The organism is Pseudomonas sp. PDM02 (assembly GCF_014852285.1).
In the GTDB taxonomy this organism is placed as follows: domain Bacteria; phylum Pseudomonadota; class Gammaproteobacteria; order Pseudomonadales; family Pseudomonadaceae; genus Aquipseudomonas; species Aquipseudomonas migulae.
The window spans coordinates 228,576-251,388 of sequence record NZ_JACVBL010000009.1; the positions used below are offsets into that span (position 1 = coordinate 228,576).

19 protein-coding genes are annotated in these 22,813 nt (G+C 60.6%); all 19 read left to right on the forward strand.

Translation table 11 applies throughout. The features are described 5' to 3' along the window. Nucleotides 1-183 precede the first annotated feature (183 nt). The 19 genes from tssA (at nucleotide 184) to IB245_RS17910 (ending at nucleotide 22,787) form a co-directional block, all read left to right on the forward strand. Nucleotides 184-1,740, forward strand: a complete 1,557-nt coding sequence (gene tssA, locus IB245_RS17820) for a type VI secretion system protein TssA (protein WP_008038109.1) — start codon at nucleotides 184-186, stop codon at nucleotides 1,738-1,740. 32 nt (nucleotides 1,741-1,772) lie between these two features. Next, the gene (tssB, locus tag IB245_RS17825; protein ID WP_008030679.1) at nucleotides 1,773-2,276 is read left to right on the forward strand and encodes a type VI secretion system contractile sheath small subunit; all 504 of its coding nucleotides are present in this window, start codon (nucleotides 1,773-1,775) and stop codon (nucleotides 2,274-2,276) included. A 25-nt stretch (nucleotides 2,277-2,301) separates the two neighbouring features. Next, nucleotides 2,302-3,777, forward strand: coding sequence for a type VI secretion system contractile sheath large subunit (gene tssC, locus IB245_RS17830; protein ID WP_008030678.1), 1,476 nt, complete (start codon nucleotides 2,302-2,304; stop codon nucleotides 3,775-3,777). Between the two features lie 13 nt (nucleotides 3,778-3,790). Continuing rightward, entirely contained in the window at nucleotides 3,791-4,198 is a 408-nt protein-coding gene (gene tssE, locus IB245_RS17835; RefSeq protein ID WP_008038101.1) for a type VI secretion system baseplate subunit TssE, read from the forward strand. A 10-nt stretch (nucleotides 4,199-4,208) separates the two neighbouring features. Next, on the forward strand, nucleotides 4,209-4,715 hold the full coding sequence (locus IB245_RS17840; protein WP_192228185.1) for a PAAR domain-containing protein: 507 nt from the start codon (nucleotides 4,209-4,211) through the stop codon (nucleotides 4,713-4,715). Between the two features lie 3 nt (nucleotides 4,716-4,718). Beyond that, nucleotides 4,719-5,624, forward strand: coding sequence for a hypothetical protein (locus tag IB245_RS17845; RefSeq protein ID WP_192228186.1), 906 nt, complete (start codon nucleotides 4,719-4,721; stop codon nucleotides 5,622-5,624). A gap of 280 nt (nucleotides 5,625-5,904) precedes the next feature. Then, a complete protein-coding gene (locus IB245_RS17850; protein WP_318652972.1) occupies nucleotides 5,905-6,372 on the forward strand; it encodes a hypothetical protein in 468 nt (155 codons plus the stop codon). A gap of 24 nt (nucleotides 6,373-6,396) precedes the next feature. Beyond that, nucleotides 6,397-8,184: a type VI secretion system baseplate subunit TssF gene (gene tssF / locus IB245_RS17855; RefSeq protein ID WP_008030663.1), complete on the forward strand. Its 1,788-nt coding sequence runs from the start codon at nucleotides 6,397-6,399 to the stop codon at nucleotides 8,182-8,184. Beyond that, a complete protein-coding gene (gene tssG / locus IB245_RS17860; protein WP_008030662.1) occupies nucleotides 8,148-9,155 on the forward strand; it encodes a type VI secretion system baseplate subunit TssG in 1,008 nt (335 codons plus the stop codon). The genes tssF and tssG overlap by 37 nt, the downstream gene beginning before the upstream one ends. 13 nt (nucleotides 9,156-9,168) lie before the next feature. Further along, nucleotides 9,169-11,811 carry a type VI secretion system ATPase TssH gene (gene tssH / locus IB245_RS17865; RefSeq protein WP_192228187.1) on the forward strand — a complete coding sequence of 881 codons (2,643 nt, stop codon included), beginning with the start codon at nucleotides 9,169-9,171 and terminating at the stop codon, nucleotides 11,809-11,811. Nucleotides 11,812-11,821: 10 nt separating this feature from the next. Next, nucleotides 11,822-13,339 (forward strand): sigma-54 interaction domain-containing protein, encoded by a 1,518-nt coding sequence (locus IB245_RS17870; protein WP_192228188.1) that lies wholly within the window; start codon nucleotides 11,822-11,824, stop codon nucleotides 13,337-13,339. Nucleotides 13,340-13,432: 93 nt separating this feature from the next. Then, entirely contained in the window at nucleotides 13,433-13,573 is a 141-nt protein-coding gene (locus IB245_RS17875; protein ID WP_008030659.1) for a hypothetical protein, read from the forward strand. Nucleotides 13,574-13,590: 17 nt separating this feature from the next. After that, nucleotides 13,591-14,787, forward strand: a complete 1,197-nt coding sequence (gene tagH, locus IB245_RS17880; RefSeq protein ID WP_008030658.1) for a type VI secretion system-associated FHA domain protein TagH — start codon at nucleotides 13,591-13,593, stop codon at nucleotides 14,785-14,787. A 5-nt stretch (nucleotides 14,788-14,792) separates the two neighbouring features. Then, the gene (gene tssJ / locus IB245_RS17885) at nucleotides 14,793-15,293 is read left to right on the forward strand and encodes a type VI secretion system lipoprotein TssJ (protein WP_008030657.1); all 501 of its coding nucleotides are present in this window, start codon (nucleotides 14,793-14,795) and stop codon (nucleotides 15,291-15,293) included. Nucleotides 15,294-15,295: 2 nt separating this feature from the next. Next, complete coding sequence (gene tssK / locus IB245_RS17890; RefSeq protein WP_008030656.1) at nucleotides 15,296-16,627, forward strand: type VI secretion system baseplate subunit TssK; 1,332 nt, start codon at nucleotides 15,296-15,298, stop codon at nucleotides 16,625-16,627. A 5-nt stretch (nucleotides 16,628-16,632) separates the two neighbouring features. Further along, complete coding sequence (gene icmH, locus IB245_RS17895; RefSeq protein ID WP_008030654.1) at nucleotides 16,633-17,508, forward strand: type IVB secretion system protein IcmH/DotU; 876 nt, start codon at nucleotides 16,633-16,635, stop codon at nucleotides 17,506-17,508. 13 nt (nucleotides 17,509-17,521) lie between these two features. After that, on the forward strand, nucleotides 17,522-21,061 hold the full coding sequence (gene tssM, locus IB245_RS17900) for a type VI secretion system membrane subunit TssM (protein WP_192228189.1): 3,540 nt from the start codon (nucleotides 17,522-17,524) through the stop codon (nucleotides 21,059-21,061). Beyond that, complete coding sequence (locus IB245_RS17905; protein WP_192228190.1) at nucleotides 21,061-21,789, forward strand: PP2C family protein-serine/threonine phosphatase; 729 nt, start codon at nucleotides 21,061-21,063, stop codon at nucleotides 21,787-21,789. The genes tssM and IB245_RS17905 overlap by 1 nt, the downstream gene beginning before the upstream one ends. Further along, nucleotides 21,786-22,787 (forward strand): serine/threonine-protein kinase, encoded by a 1,002-nt coding sequence (locus IB245_RS17910; protein ID WP_192228191.1) that lies wholly within the window; start codon nucleotides 21,786-21,788, stop codon nucleotides 22,785-22,787. Before IB245_RS17905 ends, IB245_RS17910 begins: the two co-directional genes overlap by 4 nt. The last annotated feature ends 26 nt before the right edge of the window (nucleotides 22,788-22,813 follow it).

The following is a 22,813-nucleotide window of genomic DNA, read 5'->3' on the forward strand; positions in this document are numbered from 1 at the left end:
TAGGGACGCTTCGTCTTATTGTTTAATCGGGTGCTTGCTAGTGGCCATCATCGTGAGTACGATGCGCCCACTTTGAAAGAGCACGATCTCAATTGGATGAGACATTTCGCAGCTCTTTGATTCTGTCTCACGCCGTTGGAACTCCAATGAGCGTATGACCGTAATCCAAACTAAAGGCCATGGATGTCCTACTCAAGCAAACTTTCTGCTCATTACCTCGATCTCGCAAAAGCCTCTGTTTCCAAAGAGAATTTCGCGGGCGAGGATGTTCGCTTTTCGAGCGAATATGAGTCACTGGAAAGCGAGCTGGCCAAAGCCTCGTCCATGCACGAAAGCGGTCAGATCGACTGGCTGAAAATCCGTGAAAACAGCGAAAACCTGCTGCGCACCCAGTCCAAGGATTTGCGCGTCGGCGCCTGGCTGACCTGGGCCCTGTACCAGCGCGAATCCTTCCAAGGCCTGCTCGCCGGCCTCGGTTTGCTGCACTACCTGTGCGAAAGCCACTGGGCCGAAGTCCACCCGAACAAGGCACGTACGCGCTCCGCTGCGATCAGTTGGCTGGTGCCGCGTCTTGAGCAGGTGCTGACCGAAAACGTCGCGATCAAAGAGCAGTTGCCGATGTTCCGCCGTCTGGTGGAACACCTGGAAGGCCTCGACGCCGCGTGCACCGAGCACCTGGGTGACGACGCGCCGTTGCTGCTGCCAATCTCCCGCCGTCTGAAAAACATGGTGCAACGCGCCGCCGACAACCAGCCGGAACCAGGCGTGGTCGGTGCGGCCGTGGCTCAGGTCAAACAAGTCGCGACGCAACTGTTGACGCCCGGCGCGCCGATCGACAACGAAAAAGAAGCCCACAAAGCCCTGCGCGCGCAGCAAGAAAGCGCCCGGCCATTGTGCGCCTGGTGGCTCAAGCAGAAAGCCACCGACCTGCGTGCCCTGCGCCTCAATCGCACGCTGTTGTGGTTGCCCATCGACGCTGTCCCCGAGCGCAACGCCGAGCAGATCACCGTGCTGCGCGGTTTGCCGGCGGACAAGCTCAAGGCCTATCAGGACCGTTACGATCAAGGCAAATACGCCGACCTGTTGGTGGAACTGGAGGCGAGCCTGGCGAAGGCGCCGTTCTGGTTCGATGGCCAGCGAATGGTCTGGGAATGCCTCCAGGCACTCAACGCAGAAATGGCGATGCGCGAAGTGGAAATCCACTTCGCGCTTTTGGTTCAGCGCCTGCCCGGTATTGTCGAATTGCGCTTCCATGACGGCGCGCCGTTTGCCGATCCGGCCACTCGCGCCTGGATCAGCGCCAACGTCATGCCACACCTGCAAAGCGCCAGTGCGCCGCGCAAAGTCGAAGTCGCCGACACCCAGCCCGCCTGGGAACTGGCCCTCGAAGAGGTCCTGCCGATTCTGCGCAAGGACGGCCTCAAGGCCGCTGTGCAAATCCTCAAGCAGGGCCTGCAAAGCGCCAACGGCGGGCGCGTGAGGTTCTTCTGGCAGTTCGCCCTCGCGCGGCTGTGCTTCATGGCCAAAAAGTACGAATTGGCCAAGACCCAACTCGAAACCCTCGACCAAACATTACAGGACTCAGGCCTGCACGCCTGGGAGCCCGATCTTGCGCTGGAAGTGCTGCATTTACTGCATAGCTGCTGCGAGTTGTTGCCGCAGAACCATGCCGTACGTGAACGCAAGGAAGAGATTTATCGCAGGCTGTGCCACCTCGATCTCGAAGTGGTACTCGAATAGGCCCCAGGGCCACAACCGCAAGGAGAAAAGCCATGGCCAAAGAAGGCTCGGTAGCCCCCAAGGAACGCATCAACGTCACGTTCAAACCTGCCACCGGTGGTGCCCAGGAAGAGATCGAACTGCCGTTGAAACTACTGGCAATCGGTGACTACACCCACCGCAAGGACGAACGCAAAGTCGAAGATCGCAAGCCGATCAGCATCGACAAGATGACCTTCGACGAGGTGCTGGCCAAGCAAGAGCTGCAGCTGACACTGAGCGTACCGAACCGTCTTCAGGAAGAAAGCGACACTGAAGAACTGGCCGTGAAACTGCGCGTCAACTCGATGAAGGACTTCAACCCGGCCAGCCTGGTCGAGCAAGTGCCTGAGCTGAAAAAACTGATGGAACTGCGCGACGCGCTGGTGGCCCTCAAAGGCCCGCTGGGTAACGCGCCTGCGTTCCGCAAAGCCATCGAAGGCGTTCTCGCCGACGACGAATCCCGCGGTCGCGTACTGGGTGAGCTGGGCCTGAACGCCGCAGCCCAGGACGTCTGAGTCTCCATCAGCCAAGGAAGCCAACATGAGCACGAGTGCAGCGCAGCAAAAGAGTAACGAGAACGGCGAATACAGCATTCTCGACAGCATCATCGCCGAAACCCGCCTGACCCCGGACGACGAAGCCTACGACATCGCCAAGCGCGGTGTGTCGGCCTTCATCGAAGAGCTGCTCAAGCCGCAGAACAACGGCGAGCCGGTCAAGAAAGCCATGGTTGACCGCATGATCGCCGAGATCGATGCCAAGCTCAGCCGTCAGATGGACGAGATCCTCCACCACCCGGACTTCCAGTCCCTGGAATCGTCGTGGCGTGGCCTGCAGTTGCTGGTCGACCGCACCAACTTCCGCGAAAACATCAAGATCGAAATCCTCAACGTCTCCAAAGAAGACCTGTTGGACGATTTCGAAGATTCGCCGGAAGTGATGCAGGCTGGCCTGTACAAGCACATCTACACCGCTGAATACGGCCAGTTCGGTGGTCAGCCGGTAGGCGCGATCATCGCTAACTACTTCATGTCCCCAAGCTCGCCGGACGTGAAACTGATGCAGTACGTGTCCAGCGTTGCGTGCATGTCCCACGCGCCGTTCATTGCCGCCGCCGGCCCGAAATTCTTCGGCCTGGAAAGCTTCACCGGCCTGCCGGACCTGAAGGATCTGAAAGATCACTTCGAAGGCCCGCAATTCGCCAAATGGCAGAGCTTCCGCCAGTCGGAAGACTCCCGTTACATTGGCCTGACCGTGCCGCGTTTCCTGCTGCGCAACCCGTACGACCCGGAAGAAAACCCGGTCAAATCGTTCGTGTACAAAGAAACCGTCGCCAACAGCCACGAGCACTACCTGTGGGGCAACACCGCCTACGCGTTCGGCACCAAGCTGACCGACAGCTTCGCCAAATTCCGCTGGTGCCCGAACATCATCGGCCCGCAGAGCGGTGGCGCGGTTGAAGACCTGCCGTTGCACCATTTCGAAAGCATGGGCGAAATCGAAACCAAGATCCCTACCGAGGTATTGGTCAGCGACCGTCGTGAATACGAACTGGCCGAGGAAGGCTTCATCTCCCTGACCATGCGCAAAGGCTCCGACAACGCGGCGTTCTTCTCCGCAAGCTCGGTGCAGAAGCCGAAGTTCTTCGGCATCAGCGCAGAAGGCAAGGCGGCAGAGCTGAACTACAAGCTCGGCACCCAACTGCCGTACATGATGATCGTCAACCGCCTGGCTCACTACTTGAAAGTGCTGCAGCGCGAGCAACTCGGTTCGTGGAAAGAGCGCACCGACCTCGAGCTGGAACTGAACAAGTGGATCCGCCAGTACGTGGCCGATCAGGAAAACCCGAGCGCCGAAGTTCGTGGCCGTCGTCCACTGCGCGCTGCCCAGATCATCGTCAGCGATGTCGAAGGCGAGCCTGGCTGGTATCGCGTCAGCCTGAACGTGCGCCCGCACTTCAAGTACATGGGTGCCGATTTCACCCTGTCGCTGGTTGGCAAGCTGGACAAAGAGTAAGCGGAGCTAACTCATGACTGGATACGGCAGCCTTTTCGAACGCCTGGGTGGCGACGCGGACAAACGCGTCGGCTGGAGCCGCGAGGTCTCCGCCATGGCGTCCGTGGCTGCCCATCTGGCCAAGATGCTCAGCACCCGTGCGGGCAGCGTGCAAACGCTGTCCGATTACGGGCTACCCGATCTCAATGACATGCGCCTGAGCCTGCACGACTCCCTGAGTCAGGCCCGCCTGGCCATCGAAAGCTTCATCGAAGCCTACGAACCGCGCCTGAGCAACGTGCGTGTCATCTCCCTGCCGCGTGACAACGATCAGCTTCGCCTGTCCTTCAGCATCGAAGGCCTGCTGGAAGTTGATGGTTTCAAGCGCCAGGTCAGTTTCGCCGCGCGCCTGGATGGCAGCGGTCAAGTCAAGGTCACTTAAGGAGATTCGTATGTCCGGCAAACCAGCAGCACGCGTATCCGACCCCACCGCTTGCCCGCTCCCCGGCCACGGCACCAACCCGATCGCCGCCGGTTCCGGCGACGTCTTCTTCGACGGCCTCGCGGCCGCCCGCCAAGGCGATGCCTCGGCGTGTGGTGGTGCGATGTCGGGCGGGTTGGCGACGACGGTTTTGATTAACGGGAAACCGGCTGCGACAGTGGATTCCGTCGGGACTCATGGCAACAAGGTTACGGCCGGGTCCGGGACGGTGATTATCGGGAATTCGCATTCGCCGGTGCCGTTTGTGGCGCCGCTACCTTTGATTTTTCCTGGATTTGATGAGCAGTTCGCTCTGACGGATGAGGCTGGTGCGCCCATTGCAAATCGTAGATACCTGCTCGTTCGCCAAGACGGTACGCAGGAAGAGGGAGTGACCAATGAAAAAGGTTTCACTCACCGACTAGCTCGTCACGAAAGTGCAGAGCAAGTTGAAATTTATGTTGCAAAAGGGGATTGATAGATGGGCACCGATGTCATCAATACTTCAAGTGGTGCTTTTACAAAAATCGCTACGATGTCGAGTACTCCGACCAAGGATCTGACGCCTAAGCCTATTGTTGTCGAACAAGGTTTGACGGTGTTTTTGGGCGGCGCGGGGATGATTGGTGCGTACAACGCGGACATGGTAGCTGCACTCAAAGAAGTTGGAATTTCAAATGCTGTTTATGGGAACTACTCCTCTCTAATAAATGGGTGGGATAAGCATGTGCCTGATTTGGTTGACATGCTTAGTGATGCTGCGTCTGTGGTGCTCTATAACCAAGACGAAAGCGATCCAGTCGTATTTGAATATGGTGAGATTCAAAAGTGCAAGTACGGTGGTGAATATATAGAAAAAAAATACATCTATGGTTTGATCACTATCAAAAGCAATAGCGTAGTGGAATGTACACCGACAAGCGATATGTTGGCGATCAAGATAGGGCGGGATATTTCAAAAATTAAGGCCACGGAGTTTCCGTTGAGTGCACTGGAAATCACTAAGCCAATACCCAAGGTCGGACAATTCAATATTGTGGGCTACTCCTGGGGCAGTGTAGTCGCGGCCCGTACGGCAATGCATTACGCCCGTGCAGGCACTAAAATCGACCACCTTGTCCTCATCGGTGCTCCGATTAATAAAAGCCTGAAAGAAGCTGTGAGTAATCATCCAAATATCGGTAGTGCAGTAATCATCGATTTGAAGGATAAGGGTGATCCAATTTATGCAGGTATGACTGACAAGGAGCTTGTCGACTCGGCTCTTGAACTTGGTAGGCAAATGCCTACGGCGGAAGGACATTTTTACTATTCCGGTGATAGTGCGGAAGGAAAAGTAAGGCGTCGAGAACTTGCCAGGCTTCTCTTCTCAAAGGGGCTGCGCTAAATGTTTCGTTATCTATATTTTTTTGTGGCTTCTGTTTTGCTGCTGATGTCGTTTACCAACCCGAAAACTAAATGGTCAATGGTTGGGGTTGATGTTTACGGCAGCTTGTTTGTTTTTTGTATGATTTTTTATATTCCGATGATGGTCTTTTCTTTTTACTATTTTTTAAAGTCGCTAATGAATTTTTTTAAATATAAAAGCACGCGCGATGGTTTGTCGTTCTTGGCTTTTTCTGTTGTGGGAGTTGTTGCTCTTTACAGTTTTAATCACTGGGTGTTCAGTGAGATTTACTAATGATTCGGCGCAGAGCATTCAAAAAATCGAATGCTGCCCTAATCCAAATTTTTTCAGAGTAGCGCTCTGGTCTCCACTCTTGGTGATGTTGGCTTTGACACTGGTCGAGCAGGGCAATGGACACGCAGCAATTCTGGACTTGCAACAAAGGCTGTTGATCTACGTCCTCTCATTTGGAATCCCGGCCTACATCGCCTTTGCCCTGTGGGCAACGCGAGTAATGAACGGAAAAACCGAACAGCAAATTTTGAGAAGTGTGTGGCGCGCGCCGCTGACGTTCATCCCTTTTTACGCCGCCCCTTGGGTGATTTATGGAATGGCCCATGTGTTTTTGGGGAGCTTCGCCGGGTTTCCGATGATGTTTGGCTGGCTGGCTTTTTTACCGTACCTGCTCATCGCCGGTTACGTGATTTCCGGTGTGACAGTCGCGCTCTACAGGACAGTTTTTTCATGAGATCCACCACCAGGAAGGTACCCCGTGTCCTTTAACCACTACTACCAAAGCGAACTCACCGCACTTCGCCAGTTAGGTCGTCGATTCGCCGAGCGTAGCCCGGCGTTGGCGCCTTTCCTTGGCCAGGCCGGCCGGGATCCAGACGTGGAGCGGTTGCTGGAAGGTTTTGCGTTCCTGACCGGCCGCCTGCGTCAGAAGCTCGACGACGAGCTGCCGGAGCTCAGCCATTCCCTGATGCACCTGCTGTGGCCCAATTACATGCGGCCGTTGCCGGCGTTTAGCATTTTGCAGTTCGATCCGTTGAAGCGTTCGGGGCCTGCGTTGAGGGTCGAGCGCGACACGCCGATCGAGAGCGTGCCAATCGATGACGTGCGTTGCCGCTTCCGCACCTGCTACCCAACCGAGGTGTTGCCGCTGGATCTGGCCGCGCTGAATTATTCGGTGAAGGGCGACGGTTCGCTGTTGAGCCTGCGTCTGGAGATGAGCGCCGACGGTCACCTCGGTGAGCTGGAGTTGAGCCGCCTGCGTCTGCACTTCGCCGGTGAGCGCTACATCAGCCAGATGCTGTACCTGAGCCTGCTGCGCAATCTGGAAGGCATCGAGCTGATTCCGCTGGACGGCGCCGGCAAGCCCATCAACGGTGTCAACGGCACGCCGATGGCGTTCAAGATGCCCGGCGACCGTGTGCAGCCGGTGGGTTTTGCCGAAGAAGAAGCGTTGATCCCGTATCCGCTGAACACCTTCCGCGGCTACCGCTACTTGCAGGAATACTTCGCCTTCCAGGACAAATTCCTCTTCGTTGATATCAACGGCCTGGACCTGCTCAAAGCCCTGCCGGAAGACACGCTCAAGCAGATGCGCGGCCTCGAATTGCGCTTCGATATTCGCAAGAGCGGCATCATGCGCATGCGTCCGACCCTGGATAACGTGAAACTCTACTGCACGCCCATCGTCAACCTGTTCAAGCACGACGCCTTGCCGATCCGCCTCGACGGCAAGCAGGACGAATACCTGCTGCTGCCCGCCGAATTCGATCTGCAAAACTGCGGCGTGTTCTCAGTGGAAACCGTGACCGGCTGGAAGCCCGGCGGCCTCGGTTATCAGGAGTACGTGCCGTTCGAATCCTTCGAGCACGACCCGAGTTTCGACGTGCCCAATAGCCGTCCGCATTACAGCATTCGTCAGCGTTCCTCCTTGCTGCACGACGGCCTCGACACCTACCTGAGCTTCGGCATCCGCCACACCGAAGCCCACGAAACCCTGTCGATCGAGCTGATGTGCACCAACCAGAACCTGCCGCGCAAGCTCAAGCTCGGCGACATCTGCATGGCCTGCGAAGAGACGCCGGAGTTTTTGAGCTTCCGCAACATCACCCCGGCCACGTCGAGTTTCGCGCCGCCGCTGAACCGCGACTTCCTCTGGAAGTTGATCAGCAACATGTCGCTTAACTATTTGTCCCTGGCCGACGTCAATGCGTTGAAGGTGATTCTCGAAACCTACGACTTGCCGCGCTACTACGACCAACACGCGGAAAAAGTCAGCAAGCGCCTGCTCGGCGGGCTCAAGTCGATCAAGCACCACCACGTCGACCGGTTGCACAGAGGGTTGCCGGTTCGCGGGTTGCGCACCGAGCTGACCATCGACCCGGAAGGGTATATCGGCGAGGGCGACCTGTTCGTTTTCGCTTCGGTTCTCAATGAGTTTTTCGCGCTTTACGCCAGTCTCAATTCGTACCACGAGCTGCGGGTAAAAAGCACACAGGGAGAGGTGTACCAATGGACACCACGTATGGGCCTGCAGCCGCTTCTTTAAGCGGACTGACCCGAGGAATACGCGAGTACTCGCTGTTTCAGGCCGTGCTGCTGGTGATTGACCGGCTGCGCGAGGCCCACCCGCACCTGAGCGAAGACGACCTGTACGACCAGCTGGAATTCCAGGCCAACCCGAGCCTGGGTTTCCCTGGCAGCGACGTTGATCGAGTGGAGTTTTTCCAAGAGCACGGGCACATGCGTGCGCGCCTGCGGTTCAACCTGATCGGCCTGGTCGGTTCCGGTTCGCCGCTGCCGGCGTTCTACGGCGAACAGGCGTTGGGCGACAGCGAAGACGGCAACCCGACCCGCAACTTCCTCGATCTGTTTCACCATCGCCTGCAACGGCTGATGTTGCCGATCTGGCGCAAGTACCGCTACCGCGCAAGCTTCCAGAGCGGCGCGCTCGACCCGTTCTCGGCGCAGCTGTTTGCCTTGATCGGCCTCGGCGGCGAAGAGATCCGCAAGGCCCAGGAACTGAACTGGAAACGCCTGCTGCCGTACCTCGGTTTGCTCAGCTTGCGGGCGCACTCGGCGGCGCTGATCGAAGCGGTGCTGCGTTACTACTTCAAGCACGCCGAACTGACCATCGAGCAATGCATCGAGCGCCGGGTGGAAATTCTCGACGAGCAGCGCAACCGTCTGGGCCGTGCCAACAGCCTGCTCGGCGAAGACCTGGTGCTGGGCGAACACGTGCGCGACCGCAGCGGCAAATTCCGCATTCACATCCGCGAACTCGACTGGCAACGCTTTCACGAGTTCCTGCCGATCGGTTTCGGCTACCAGCCGTTGTGCGCGCTGGTGCGGTTCACCCTGCGTGACCCGCTCGACTACGACATTCGCCTGGTGTTGCGCCAGGAAGAAATCCGCGAACTGCGCATCGGTGAGCAGAACGCCTGTCGCCTGGGATGGACCAGTTGGCTGGGCCGCGAAAAAGCGGACGGCGTGGTGACCCTGGGCAGCAAAATTCATTAAGGACAGATGACCAATGATCAACGTAGACCTGCAACAACTTATCCAGGCGCTGGACGCCGAAACCCGTCGTGATCTGGAAAGTTCTGCCGAGCGTTGCGTCGCCCGTGGCGGCAGCAAGATCCTCGTCGAAGACTTGCTGCTGGGCCTGCTGGAGCGCCCGCAAGGCCTGCTCGCACGCGCGCTGCAAGACGCCGAAGTGGATGCCGGCGAGCTGAGCGCCGCGCTGCAATCGCGAGTCGAGCACAGCGCCTCGCGCAACCCGGTGTTCGCCCCGGAACTGGTGCAGTGGCTGCAAGACGCGTTGCTGGTGGCCAACCTTGAACTGGGCCAGAGCCAGGTCGAGCAAGCCGCGTTGATCCTCGCGCTGCTGCGTAACCCGATGCGCTACGCCGGCAGCCGCTACCAGTCGTTGCTGGCCAAGCTGAACATCGAGCGCCTGAAAGAATTTGCCCTGTCGCAGAAAGAGCAACCGGCCACCGGCAAGCCTGCCGTGCCGGGTGAATCACTGCTGCAGCGCTTCACCCACAACCTGACCCAACAGGCCCGCGACGGCAAACTCGACCCGGTGCTGTGCCGCGATGGCGCGATCCGGCAGATGGTCGACATCCTCGCCCGTCGCCGCAAGAACAACCCGATTGTGGTCGGTGAAGCTGGTGTTGGTAAAACCGCGATTGTCGAAGGTTTGGCCTCGCGCATCGCTGCCGGCGAAGTGCCGCAAGTGTTGAAAGGCGTCGAGCTGCTGTCGCTGGACATGGGCCTGTTGCAGGCCGGCGCCAGCGTCAAAGGTGAATTCGAGCGTCGCCTCAAAGGCGTGATCGACGAAGTCAAAGCCTCGCCGAAACCGATCATCCTGTTCATTGACGAAGCCCACACGTTGATCGGCGCGGGCGGCAATGCCGGCGGTTCCGATGCGGCCAACCTGCTCAAACCAGCCTTGGCCCGTGGCGAGTTGCGCACCATCGCTGCTACCACGTGGGCGGAGTACAAGAAGTACTTCGAAAAAGACCCTGCCCTGGCCCGTCGTTTCCAACCGGTGCAACTGCACGAACCGACCGTCAGCGAAGCGGTGACCATCCTTCGTGGTTTGGCTCAGGTGTACGAGAAGAGCCACGGCATCTACCTGCGCGACGACGCGGTGGTGGCGGCGGCTGAGTTGTCCGCGCGCTATCTGGCGGGCCGTCAGCTGCCGGACAAAGCCGTCGATGTGCTCGACACCGCCTGCGCTCGCGTTCGCATCAGCCTCGCGGCCGCCCCGGAAAGCCTTGAACGTCTGCGTGGCGAACTGGCTGAAGGGGGTCGTCAGCGTCAGGCGCTGCGTCGTGATGCTGAAGCCGGTTTGTTGATTGATCACGAAGCGTTGGATGCTTTGGAAGATCGTCTGGCCGCCGCCGAAGACGAAATGGTCGCCCTCGAAACGCTGTGGACCGAGCAGAAAGAACTGGCCGAGCGCCTGTTGGATCTGCGCCAGCAACTGGCCAAGGCTCGCGAGGCTGCTGCCGTCGAACCGACCGTCACGGTTGAAGAAGACGCCGAAGGCACCGTGATCGAAACCCTCGAAGCGGTGAATGACGTCGCGTGCCTCGAAACCGCGCTCAACGAAACTCACAAAGCCCTGACCGATGCTCAGGTCAAAGAACGCCTGGTCAGTTTCGAAGTCTGCCCGCGTCTGGTCGCCGAAGTCATCAGCGCCTGGACCGGCGTGCCGCTGGCGCAACTGGCCCGCGAACACAACGCCAAGGTCGCCAGTTTCGCCACCGACCTGCGTACCCGCATCCGTGGTCAGGAACAAGCCGTGCACGCACTGGACCGCTCGATGCGCGCCACTGCTGCCGGCCTGAACAAGCCGGATGCGCCGGTGGGCGTGTTCCTGCTGGTCGGCCCGAGCGGCGTCGGCAAAACCGAAACCGCGCTGGCCCTCGCCGATTTGTTGTACGGCGGTGATCGTTTCATCACCACCATCAACATGTCCGAGTTCCAGGAGAAGCACACCGTGTCGCGCCTGATCGGTGCGCCGCCGGGCTACGTCGGTTACGGCGAGGGCGGCATGCTCACCGAAGCCGTGCGGCAGAAGCCGTACTCCGTTGTGCTGCTCGATGAAGTCGAAAAGGCTGACCCGGACGTGCTCAACCTGTTCTACCAAATCTTCGACAAAGGCGTGGCCAACGACGGCGAAGGGCGCGAGATCGACTTCCGTAACACGCTGATCCTCATGACCTCGAACCTGGGCAGCGACCGCATCAGCGACCTTTGCGAAAACGGCGCACGGCCAACCGCCGAAGTGCTCGAAGAAACCATTCGCCCAGTGCTCAGCAAACACTTCAAACCGGCGCTGCTGGCGCGGATGCGCGTGGTGCCTTACTACCCGGTCGGCGGTCCGGTGCTGCGCGAGCTGATCGAAATCAAACTCGGCCGTTTGGGCGAACGACTGAACCGTCGTCAGCTGGATTTCACCTACTCGCAAGACCTCGTCGATCACCTGGCCGAACGTTGCACTCAAAGCGACAGCGGCGCGCGTCTGATCGACCATTTGCTGGACCTGCACGTACTGCCGCTGGTGGCCGACCGCTTGCTCGACGCGATGGCCACCGGTGAAAGCCTCAAGCGCGTCCACGCGACGCTCGACGGCGGCGCCAGCGTGACCTGCGAGTTCGCCTGAGGTGGGTGTGATGTTCACTCAAGTGCCGCAACCGCTGGTGTATGCCGAAGCGTTGCTGGCGCAGTTCGCCAGCCTGTCGCGTGCGGCGGACGGCGCTGCGCTGCTGGGTGACTTCGTGCGCGGCGTGGCGGAACTCAGCGGTTGCGAGCTGACTCAGCTGTATTTGCTGGACGCGACCCACACGTGCCTGGGGATGAACGCCGAGTGCCTGAACGGCATTCTGCAGCCGCGCGAATCGGCGAGCTTGCCGGCGGATTACAACGGTGAACAACTGCTGCAATTCGCCCTGTGCCAGAACCGCGTGGTGAGCCTCGGCGAACTGAGCGGCAGCCTGCACGAAACCAGCTTCCTGCCGCCGCAAGCCACGCCGTGGCAGTCGCTGCTGTGCGTGCCGCTGGTCAATCAGCAGAAGGCGGTCGAAGGTTTGCTGCTGTGCGCCAGTCGCCGACACATCGACCTGCAAGGCTTTGCCGATTCCCTCGGGCAACTGGGTTCGTTTGTGCTCGGCCAACTGCATCTGCTGCAACGTCTGCGTCAGCCGGTCGGGGATGCACGGCCATTGAAGGCCAGCGTCCCGAGTGCCAGTGGTTACGGCTTGATCGGCAAGAGCAAGGCCATGCGCGAAACCTATTCGCTGATCAGCAAAGTCCTGCACAGCCCCTACACCGTGCTGCTGCGAGGCGAGACCGGCACCGGCAAGGAAGTGGTCGCACGCGCCATTCACGACTGCGGCCCGCGCCGTTCCCAGGCGTTCATCGTGCAGAACTGCGCGGCGTTCCCCGAGAACCTGCTGGAAAGCGAACTGTTCGGCTACCGCAAAGGCGCCTTCACCGGCGCGGATCGCGACCGCGCCGGGCTGTTCGACGCGGCCAATGGCGGCACCTTGTTGCTCGATGAAATCGGCGACATGCCGTTGTCGCTGCAAGCCAAGTTGCTGCGCGTGTTGCAGGAAGGCGAGATCCGCCCGCTGGGTTCCAACGACACCCACAAGATCGACGTACGCATCATCGCCGCGACGCACCGGGATTTGTCGGTGCTGGTCAGCGAAGGCAAATTCCGCGAGGACTTGTACTACCGCCTCGCGCAATTCCCGATTGAACTGCCGGCCCTGCGTCAGCGCGAAGGCGACATCCTCGACCTGGCCCGGCACTTCGCCGACAAGGCCTGCTCGTTCTTGCAGCGCGATGCGGTGCGTTGGTCCGATGCGGCGCTGGATCACCTGTCCGGTTATGCCTTCCCCGGCAACGTGCGCGAACTCAAAGGCCTGGTCGAGCGCGCGGTGTTGCTGTGCGAGGGCGGCGAGTTGCTGGCCGAGCATTTCTCCCTGCGCATGGAAGCCGTGCCGGAAGACAACAGCCTGAACCTGCGCGAACGCTTGGAGCAGGTCGAACGCAGCCTGCTGCTCGATTGCCTGCGCAAAAACGACGGCAACCAGACCCTCGCCGCCCGCGAACTCGGGCTGCCGCGTCGCACGCTGCTGTACCGCCTCGGGCGCCTGAACATCAATCTCGGTGACTTCGATGGCTAGGCAAATGACCGTCGATTTCACCTCATTCGCTTCTGATAGCGCCGCCCGAACGGGCCGGCGCTTTGTGCTTTGTCTACCCCTGGAGACCCTCTGATGTCTGTTCGTCACTGGCAAGCCGTCCTGCTGACCCTCGTCGTTCTATGCGGCCTTGGCGGCTGCAGCGGCAATTACAAATTCAACGACAACACCTATCGCCCATTGGGTGATCCGCAGGCGGTCAATCGCGGCAAGTGACCGCAAGGAGTATCACCATGGAATTGGTTTTCGAAATGCTGAACACCAAGCAGTTCGTGCCCACGGAGCTGTGCCAGAAGACCTTCAAGCAGGCCGGCGGCGTGATTGGCCGGGGCGAGGATTGCGACTGGATCATCCCGGACCGCAAGCGTCATCTGTCCAATCACCATGTGGACATCAGCTTTCGCGAAGGGACGTTCTTCCTGACCGACACCAGCAGCAACGGTGTCCAGGATGGCGGCAGCGGCGCACGCCTGCGCAAGGGCGAACCGATGCGCATCGAGCATGGCAGCACCTACGTGCTGGGTGATTTCGAGATCCGTGCGCGGCTGGTACGCGACCCGGCGACCTTCGACGTTGAAGTCGGTCGCCCACAAGCGGCGGGCAGCATCATCCCGGATGACGCGTTCCTTGATCTCGATCCGCTGAACGCCCTTGATCAGCAAGAGCGCGTGTACTCGGAAATCGAAGAGTTGATCACCCCGAGCACCACGATCGAGGACACCCGTCAGCGCGCCGACTATGCGCGCATCGACATGGAAAGCCTGATGGTGCCGGAGTTGATCAACGCCCCCGCCGAACCTGCGCCAAGCCCTGTCGCAAAAGCGCCTGAGCGCCAGAGCGAAGGTTTCTGGGAGCACTTCGGTGCGGCGCTGGGCGTGGACCTCAAAGGCCTCGACCACGACGCCCGCGAAGCCCTGGCGCTGAACGCGGCACGCCTGCTCAAGCAAAGCGTCGGCGGTTTGCAGCAGAGCCTGCGCACCCGCAGCGAACTGAAAAACGAACTGCGTCTGGCCCAGACCACCGTGCAAGGCACGAACAAGAACCCGCTGAAATTCGCCGTCGATGCCGGTGAAGCGCTGGGCATTCTGCTGCAGCCGAACAAGCCGGGCCAATTGCCGGCCGAGCAGTCGATTTCCCGTGCGTTCCGCGATTTGCAGGCGCATCAGGTGGCCTTGCTGACCGCCAGCCGCGCCGCCGTTCGCGGAACCCTGGAGCACTTCTCGCCGCAGCAACTGACCCTGCGTTTCGAGCGCGACAACAAGCCGTTGCTGGCCACCTCCGGCAGCCGCTGGAGAGCGTACGGTCGTTATCACCAGGCCCTGCGTCAGGACGATGACTGGAGCGAGCGCCTGCTGGCCCGCGACTTCGCTCAGGCCTACGAAGAACAGATCCGCCTGATTTCCACCCTTCACACCGACCACCAAGGATGATGCGCATGTCTCGCTGCTCGACCGCTTTTTTCAAGATGCTGACTGCGTTCGCGGTGCTGGTGCTGCTGGCCGGTTGTTCGTCGCTGTCGCCGTATTCCAAAGTGACCAAGGTCAACCTGAAGCTCACCGGCAGCGATCAGCTGAACCCGGACCTCAACGGGCGCCCGTCGCCGGTTGTCGTGCGTCTGTTCGAGCTCAAGCACCCGGTGACGTTCGAGAATGCCGACTTCTTCAGCCTGTACGAGCGCGCCAAGGAATCCCTGGCCCCAGACCTGGTGGCCAGCGAAGAACTCGAACTGCGCCCGGGCGAAACCATTGAGCTGAAACTCAGTGTGGAGGAGGGCAGCCGTTACGTCGGGATCCTCGCGGCCTACCGCGACCTGCCGGAAACCAAATGGCGCTACACGGTGCAAGTCACCCCGCTGGAAGTCACCGAGGCTGACCTGACCCTCGACCAGGCCGGTATTCGCAACAGCAACGAAAAGCTCGCCAAGGCGGATGACTGATCATGAATTCCCATAAAGTCATTTGGCAGGAAGGCATGCTGCTGCGTCCGCAGCACTTCCAGCACAACGATCGCTACTACGACCACCAGATGAAAACCCGCACCCAGTTGCTGGGCAGTTACACCTGGGGTTTCCTCAATCTCGACATCGATTTGCAGTTCCTCAACATGGGCAAACTGGTGATCAGCCAGGCCTCGGGGATTCTGCCGGACGGCAGCCTGTTCGAACTCGGCGGCAACACCGAGCCGCTGGCGCTGGACGTGCCGCCGAACACCGGCAACACGCCGATTTACCTGGCGCTGCCGCTGGTCACCGGTAACCACATCGAGTCGCGCCGCCCGGAGCAATCCGACGTGCTGGCGCGCTACACCGCGTACGAAGCGGAAGTGGCCGACTCCAACGCCGGCGACGACTCCGCCAGCCAGGTCAGCTGCGGTCGCCCGGACTTCAAACTGTTGCTCGGCGAGCAGCAGAGCGATCAGGCCTACGTGAAGCTGAAGATCTGCGACGTGCTCGACACCACGCCCGACGGCGTGATCAGCCTCGATCCGGATTTCGTGCCGACCTACATTCAGGCGCATTCCTCCAGCTATTTGCTGTCGTGCCTGAAAGAAGTGATCAGCATGCTCGGTCACCGGGGCGACACCATCGCCGAGCGCATCCGCTCCAACGGCAAGGTCGGTGGCGCGGAAGTCGGCGACTTCATGATGCTGCAACTGATCAACCGCACCGAGCTGCTTCTGCGTCACTACCTCGGTCTGGAACAGGTTCACCCGGAAGAGTTGTACCGCACGCTGCTGACCATGCTCGGTGATCTGGCGACCTTCTCCAGCGACAGCAAACGCCCGCGTCTGGACAGCCGTTACCAGCACAGCGATCAGGGCGCGAGCTTCCGCAAACTGATGGAAGCGATTCGTCAGGTGCTGTCGATGGTGCTCGAACAGCACGCCATCGAACTGGTCCTGCAAGCGCGTCAGTACGGGATCATCGTCTCGCCGTTGCACGACCACAAACTGCTGGGCTCGGCGTCGTTCGTGCTCGCGGCCAGCGCCAACTGCGATTCCGAAGAACTGCGCCACCGCTTGCCGGCGCACCTCAAGGTCGGCCCGGTGGAGCGCATCCGCCAACTGGTCAACCTGCACCTGCCGGGCATCAAGGTCAAACCGTTGCCGGTGGCCCCACGGCAGATCGCGTTCCACTCCAACAAAACCTATTTCATCCTCGAACTCAGTTCCGAAGACCTGGCACAACTGGAGCGCTCCGGCGGCTTCGCGTTCCACGTGTCCGGCGAATTCGCCGAGCTTGAATTGAAATTCTGGGCCATCAGGAACTGACCGACATGATCAAGGACATGGAACACCATCAGGACGATAAAACCGTCTTGCTCGACCGCCAGGGCCACGGCCCGGCGCAAAGTCCGCTGACCGACTTCGCCGCACCGCCGCGTTTCGAACAACTTGAAGAGCGGATGATCTACGCCGCCCGCCTGCGCCCGGCAGAGACCTTCAACATCAGCCTCAATTCGCTGGTGGCCGCCGGTTCCGACCTGTTGTCGGAAGTGGTTCGCCTCAAGCACAGCGACAGCCGCGAAGACATGTACGCGCTCAACGAGCGCCTGACCGCCGGGCTGAAACTGTTTGAAGTGCGCGCGCTGCACAACGGCGCCGAAAGCAGCCAGGTGATGGCTGCGCGTTACGTGCTCTGCACCGTGGTCGATGAAGCCGTCGTGACCACGCCGTGGGGCAACGAAAGCGAGTGGTCGCAGATGAGCCTGCTCAGCAGCTTCCACAACGAAACCTTCGGTGGCGAGAAGTTCTTCCAGTTGCTGGATCGCCTGTCGAAAAACCCGGTCAAGCACCTGCCAATGCTGGAGCTGATGTACCTGTGCCTGTCCCTCGGTTTCGAAGGCAAGTACCGCGTGCAAGCGCGCGGCATGCTCGAACTCGAAGGCATCCGCGACGCCTTGTACCGGCAGATTCGTCAGCTGCGCGGCGACGTGCCGCGTGAACTGTCGCCGCATTGGGAAGGCTTGAACGACCAGCGTCGCAGCCTGGTGCGCATCGTCCCGGCGTGGATGGTGGTGCTGTTCACCGTGGTCTGCCTGGTGGTGATGTATTCGGGGTTCGCCTGGGTCTTGGGCGAGCAGCGCGACACCGTTCTGCAACCTTATCAGCCGCTGGATTCCGCCGCGGCCCAGCCGCTGTCGCAGCCGTAAACAGGGACGTGTGATGAAAAAGTTTTTCAAGAAAGTCGGCGCCTTCGTGCGCCAGACCTGGGTCTGGACCTTGCTGCTGGTGCTGTTCGTCGCGCTGCTGGTCTGGTTTGTCGGGCCGCTGTTGGCCGTCGATGACTACAAGTTCTGGGAAGGTTCGACCTCCCGCCTGCTGACCATCAGTGTGCTGTTCCTGATCTGGGGCCTGACCATGGTCTTCGTCAGCTGGCGTGCCGGTGTGCGCAAGAAAGCGGTCGAAGAGACTGAGGATGGTCAGGATCGTATCCGCCGTGAAGAGTTGATCGACGAAGAGCAGAAAGAGTTGAAGGAGCGTTTCAAGGACGCCCTGAAAACCCTGAAGACCTCGAGCCTCTATCGCGGCCGAAGCGAGCGCTGGCGCAGCGATTTGCCGTGGTACTTGCTGATCGGCCCGCAAGGCAGCGGCAAGACCAGTCTGCTGGACTTCTCGGGCCTTGAGTTTCCGATCAACAAGATCGACCGCAAACTGACCCGCGACACCCTTGGCACCCGGCATTGCGACTGGTACTTCGCCGACCACGGTGTGCTGATCGACACCGCCGGTCGTTACCTGACCCAGGCGGATGCCGAAGTTGACGGCAGTGCCTGGAGCACTTTGCTCGACCTGCTGCGCAAGCGTCGTCGCAACCGTCCGTTGAACGGCGTGCTGGTGACCATTCCCGTGGAGTTGCTGCTGGGCGCTAACGAGCAGGATCTGGAGACGCTGGCGCGTCAGGTGCGTGCGCGCCTGCAAGACGTGCATCAGAAACTGCACGTCGATGTGCCGATCTATCTGGTCCTCAGCAAGGCTGACCAGTTGCTCGGTTTCGACGAGTTCTTCGACCAACTGACCCGCGAAGAAAGCGATCAGGTGCTCGGCACCAGCTTCCGCAAAGAGCAGAGCGGCACCGACGTCACCGTGCTGCGCGCCGAGTTCGAAGAGCTGCTGCGTCGCCTGAACAGCCAGGTGATCATGCGCATGCACCAGGAGCGCGACACCCAGCGCCGTGGCCGCATCCTCGACTTCCCGCATCAACTGGGGCAGATCGGCGAACGCCTGTGCCTGTTCGTCGACATGGCGTTTACCGGCAACCGTTACCAGCGTGTCAGCCAGTTGCGCGGTTTCTACCTGACCAGCGCACCGCACCTGACCCAGGAAATGGACCAGACCACCGCCGGCATCGGCGCCAATCTGGGGATCAACTCCGGCGTATTGCCGACCCTGCGCAGTGGCCGTTCGCGGTTCATTCACCATTTGCTCAGCCGGGTGATTTTCCCTGAGGCCGATCTGGCCGGTCTGGACAAACGTGAACGCAGCCGCATCCATTGGGGCCAGCGTGCGTTGTACGTCGGCGCCTTGGCGGCGTTGGGCCTGTTCGGCCTGCTGTGGGCGAGCGGTTTCTCGGCCAACTATGAGCGCCTGGAAAACCTGCGCAACCTGGCGCAAACCTGGACGCAACAGCGCTCGGCCCTGACCGCCCGTGATGATTCGATGGCGGTACTGAAGACCCTCGACACCAGCTACGCAGCGACCCAGGTGTTCCCGAAAAAGGGCGACGTGGGTTACCACGAGCGTGGCGGTCTGTATCAGGGCGAAGACGTCAACCCGGTGGTCAAGGCGGCTTACGAGCGCGAGCTCGAAAAGCAATTGCTGCCGAAGGTCGCGACCCTGCTGGAAGGGCAGATCCGCGCCAACATGAAGGACCGCGAACGCCTGCTCAACAGCTTGCGCGCGTACCTGATGCTGAACATGAAAGATCGCCGCGATGCGGTGTGGCTCAAGGATTGGGTCGCGACTGACTGGTCCCTGCGTTACGCCGGCAACACGGCGGTGCAGAACGGTCTGAACACGCACTTCGAGCGCTTGCTCAAGCTTCCGTTTATCTACCCGCTGAACGATCAACTGGTGGCTCAGGCGCGTCAGGTATTGCGCAGCGAGTCGCTGGCCAACGTGGTTTACCGGATGCTGCGCGAGCAGGCCCGAGACCTGCCGGAATACCGTTTGAGCCAACACCTGGGCCCGCAAGGTGCGCTGTTTGTCGGCACCGATTACGTGATCCCGGGCTTCTACACCCAGCAGGGTTATCAGCAGTATTTCTCGGTGCAGGGCAGTGCGCTGGTCACCGATATCCTGCGTGACAACTGGGTGCTGGGCGAAGGTTCAGGCATCAGCGGCATGGACTTGCGTCGCCTGATGGTAGAACTGGAGCAACTGTACTTCCGCGACTACGCCAACTTCTGGAGCGAAGCCGTGGGCCAGGTTGCACTGCCTCCGATCAGCGATTTCAGTGAGGGCGCCGAGCAATTGGCGGGCCTGACCTCGGCCAATTCGCCGGTGCTGCAATTGCTGGTGGAAGTGCGCGAGAACACCCGGTTCCCGGCAGAAGCCGAGGCGGTCGATCAAGCGGCTGATGCCGCAGCAGCACTGGGCGAGCAGAAAGGCAAGTTGGGCAAGCTGGGCAAACTGGCGTCTGCCGCCGCGGACAAAGCTTCGGACATGGCGGCGATCAAAAACCTGCCGGACACCGCGAAGAAATCCCTGCAACGCCGCTTCGAACCGCTGCACCGTTTGCTGGATGACAACAACGGCCCCGCCGCTGATTTGACCCCGGCGCTGACGGCGCTCAACGACCTGCAAATGCAACTGTCGAGCCTCGCCCGCGCCAGTGCGCCGGAGCAGGCCGCGTTCGAAATGGCCAAGACCCGCATGAGCGGCCAGCGTGATGCGCTGAGCAACCTGCGCAGTGCCTCGAACCGTCTGCCGCGCCCGGTCAGTGTGTGGTTCAACGTGCTGGCCGAAGACACCTGGCGTCTGGTGCTCAACGATTCCTACCAGTACCTGAACCAGCGTTATCAAAGCGAGCTGTATAGCTTTTACGGCAAGGCGATCAACAAGCGCTACCCGTTCAGCGCCCACAGCACCAGCGACGTGGCGATCAGCGACTTCCGCGAGTTCTTCAAGGCGCAGGGCATTGCCGATCGCTTCTTTGATACCTACATGCGTCCGTTCGTGAGTGGCGATCCGGGCAACTACCGTCTGCGCAGCATTGACGGTCACAGCATGCCGATCTCCAAGGTCTACCTCGACCAGATGGCCGCCGCACAAGTGATCCGCCAGAGCTTCTTCTCGATCAACCCGGCGGAACCGCAAGTGCAGTTCAAACTGGAGCCGTACACCCTCGACCCGGCCGTCAGCCGTTCCGAGTTCAAGTTCGGCGACAAGACCATCGAGTACCGTCACGGCCCGATTGTGCCGGTGTCCTTCAAATGGCCGACCGATGCTGAGGACGGGCGCACCAGCCTTGTGATGGACAAGATGGCGGGCCGCCCGATCGGCATCGAGAAGAACTCCGGCCCGTGGTCGCTGTTCCGTCTGTTCGACCTGATGCAGACCGAGTACCTCAGCGGTCGTGACGTGCTGGTGCTGAAGGCGGACGTCGGTGGCCTGCGCGCCAACTATTTGCTGACCAGCCAGCGCACGCCGAACCCGTTCGACATGGGCGTGCTGCGCACCTTCCGTATGCCGGTGCAGCTCTGATGCTGGTTGCCAGTTCCTGGCGCAGCGCTGCGCGCACCGATGCCGGCAAGGTTCGGGCGCGCAACGAAGATGCTTTCCTCGACTGTCCGCAGCAGGGGCTGTGGGTGGTCGCGGACGGCATGGGCGGTCATCAGGGCGGCGACGTTGCCAGCCAGTTGATCGTCGCCAGCCTGGCGGAATTGCCGGCGCAGGATGACTTCGACGAACGACTCAAAGGCATTCGCCAGTGCCTGCACTGGCTGAACCGCCGCTTGGGTCAGGAGTTGACCGTCACCGCCGGGCGCCCCGACAGCATCATGGGCAGCACCGTCGTGGCGCTGCTGGTGGAAGGCAATCGCGCGGCCTGCATCTGGGCCGGCGATAGCCGTTGTTACCTGTGGCGCGGCCAGCGTTTGTATCAGCTGTCCAAAGACCATTCGCTGCAACAGCAACTCATCGACGAGCAACAGATGAGCGTCGAAGACGCCAGTGCCCATCCCGCCGCGCATGCCTTGACCCGTGCGGTCGGGGCGGCCGAGCAACTGACGCTGGACGTGCTCGAACTCGAGGTTTACCCCGGCGATGCGTTTCTGTTGTGCAGCGATGGTTTGTACAACGGGCTGAGCAGCGATGCCTTGGGTAGCGCCCTGAGCCTGACCGCGCCGCATGTCGCGCTTGAGCGTCTGTTTGACGGCGCGCTGCGTGGTTCGGCCCGGGACAACCTGACTGCCGTGGTGATCCGCCAATGACCCAACTCATGCCGCCGCTCGACGACCTGCTGATGAGCGAAGAGCAAGCCAATAACCTGACTTACTTTGCGTTTGCCAAGTCGCATCAAGCTGAGCCCGCGTTGGCGCCGACAAGGGCCAGCGTCGGTGAACTGCCGGACGTGCTGGCAGGCCGTTACCGCATCGAGCGCCTGCTCGGTGCCGGCGGCATGGGCGCGGTTTACCGTGCACGGGACTTGCTGAGCGAACAGTTCGGCGATCCCGACCCTTACATCGCGCTGAAAATCCTCAGCGAAGAATTTGCAGAATCGCCGGATGCCAGCGCCTTGCTCTACAGCGAGTTCGCCCTGACCCGACGCCTGCGCCACAACAACGTGCTGCGCCCGCACACCTTTGAAGTGGACACCGATTGCCAGCGCGCCTTCATCACCATGGAACTCATGCGTGGGCTGACCCTGGACAAACTGCTCTGCGAGCGGCCACTCGGCCTGCCGTGGAACGAACTGCGTGACATCGCGCTGCCGCTGCTCGACGCATTGGCTTACGCCCACGCGCGCGGCGTGCTGCACGGCGACATGAAGCCAAGCAACGTGATGCTCAGCGAAGAAGGCGTGCGCCTGTTCGACTTCGGTCTGGGCCAGGCCGAGGAGGGCATCCTCCCAGGCCTGCCACACCTGAGCCGCGACCGCTTCAACGCCTGGACCCCAGGCTATGCCGCACCGGAACTGCTCGAAGGCCAGCCGCTGTCCGCCAGCGCCGACGTCTACGGCGTGGCCTGCGTGCTTTACGAATTGGCGGGCGGCAAACACCCGTTCCGCCGCTTGCCCTCGACCCAGGCCCGTGACGAACACCTGGAACGCGAGCTGCACGCCCCGAAAAATCTACCGAAACACTGCTGGCCAGCCCTGCGAACGGCGCTGGCATTCGATGCGGCCGATCGAACGATCACCGCCGCACAACTGCGTGACGCCATGGGCGCCACTTTGTCTTTGCTGCAACGTCTGCGACTTCGGGCGTAACGGATGACTACCGAACAGGGAGCAAG